We start from the raw sequence: 1,931 nt of genomic DNA on the forward strand, positions 1-1,931 counted from the left end.
GGCCGAATTCCTACGTGCGCCGTCAAGCGCCGTTGAGGCCGTCCCGGATCATCGCTTACCCCGTGAACTATCGCGGCATATGCCCCTACCTGCGAGTTCTCGTTCAGAGTAACTTTCGGTCACTAATGCGGCAAATCGATCACCGTGTTCTTTACCGAACGCGGCGCGGGCCCTGCGGCGCCCGCCGTACGGCCCGCGCCCGGTCCTACAGGGCGCTCGCGGGCACGAACGTGTAGCCCAGGGCCTTGATCCCGTCGATGATCTCGCCGAGCCGCCGGGGGCCGAGGTAGGGGTGGTAGAAGAAGCTGGCCACCCCGTCGCGGACGACGAGGTTGGCCTCGGCGGCCTCGACCAGGTCGGCCGGGAGCACCGACGGGTGGTTGTTGTAGCCGGTGGGGATGAGGTTGCCGAGGTTCTCCGGGATCACCTTGGAGCCGTAGACGTCGGTGACGGCGTAGGGGAAGAACTGCCCGGCCGAGTGGTCGTACCGTACGGCGGTGCCCGACAGCGTGCCGGCGAAGTACATGCCGCGCTCGTAGCGGGCGGGGAAGCGCGAGCGCACCGCCCGGTAGTCCTCGGCCGATCCGGCGTAGTGCGGGAACTCGAAGACCGTCGGCACCGGCAGGCCGCAGGCGCGGAACTCCGCCGCCGCGGCGTCCAGGCGGCCCTGCGCCCAGGCGAAGGAGTCGCCGGGGACGGGACCGTCGTAGATCACGTAGTCCTTCTCGTCGACGTGGGTGGCGTAGAACTCGAAGTCGTCGCCGCTGGCGCCGTTGTAGGGGTTGGCCTTGGTGCCGTACTGGTGGCTGTAGCCGTGCATGATCATCGTGCCGCCGTTGGCGAGCATGTACTTGATCGCCGCGACGACCTCGGGCCGGTCCCGCAGCCGGATCTCGACGCCCTTCTCCGGTTCCCGGTGCAGGGTGTAGACGCCGAAGGAGTAGGGGATGCCGCGCTTCTTCAGGTCGGTGGCGACCGCCATGAGGCCGGCGGGGTCGGCGGCGGGGCCGATGTCCTCCAGGCGGAGCAGGGCGCGGTGGCGCTCGGCGGTCTGCGGGGCGAGCGCGTCGAACAGCAGGTCGGAGAAGGCCAGGTAGCGGCCGGCCGTCACGGTGTAGGCGAAGGGCATCTCGCCGACGTAGGTCAGGTTGCGCGAGCGCACCGCCCAGGGCAGGCGGGCGCCGTCGCCGCGCACGGCGGTGGCCAGGACCTCGGCCTTGGTCTCGTCCAGGGTGGCGTAGGCCATCACGCCGGCGGTGTTGGCGGTGTCGCGGGCGAGGGTGCGGCCCTTGTAGACGACCGTGCCGATGGCGCCCTGGTCGAACGAGGACGGCGCCCAGCCGTAGTCGGCGGCGAAGGTGGGGCTGGAGGCGGCCAGCTGCCAGATGTTGTTGTTCAGCCAGATCACCGGGCGGTCGGCGGCGCGCACGTCGGCCAGGAACGCCTCCGGCAGCGGCTCGTCGTAGGTGGAGCCGACGTAGACCACCGCGGTGTGGGCGTCCATGGCGCCGGCGGTGTAGGACGTGACCGGCAGGGCGGTGAACGTGCCGAAGTGGCCGGTCAGGTTGGCGGTCTGGGTGGCGTACAGCTCGCCGGTCGGCGCCCACTGGCCGGTCGTGTCGTACAGCACGAGCGTGGAGCGGCCGGTGCCGGTCAGCCCGCCCGTGAAGGCCTTGGCCCTGGCGGACGCGCTCGCGCTCGCGGCGGAGGCGGACGCGGTCGGCGTCGCGAGGCCGGTGGTGAGCAGCAGCACGGCGGACAGGAACGCCGTCAGCGCGGGCAGGACGGCCCTGCGCCGGAGGGAGGAAGCGGGCATACGGGAAGACCCCCACAACGAAGCGAGATCGACGCCGCCGGGGCGTCGCATGACAGGGTGTGGGTTCGGTCTCGCCATTGGCTCCCCGGAACGGCTAGGCGGCCGAATTCCTACG

The 1,931-nt window shown here is 70.9% G+C and carries 1 protein-coding gene; it reads right to left on the bottom strand.

Translation table 11 applies throughout. The annotated features are described in order from the left end of the window. Positions 1-205: 205 nt before the first annotated feature. On the bottom strand, positions 206-1,816 hold the full coding sequence (locus ACWJ6R_RS35490) for a DUF2334 domain-containing protein (RefSeq protein ID WP_449066406.1): 1,611 nt from the start codon (positions 1,814-1,816) through the stop codon (positions 206-208). Positions 1,817-1,931: the final 115 nt, after the last annotated feature.

Source organism: Planomonospora algeriensis (assembly GCF_977012225.1).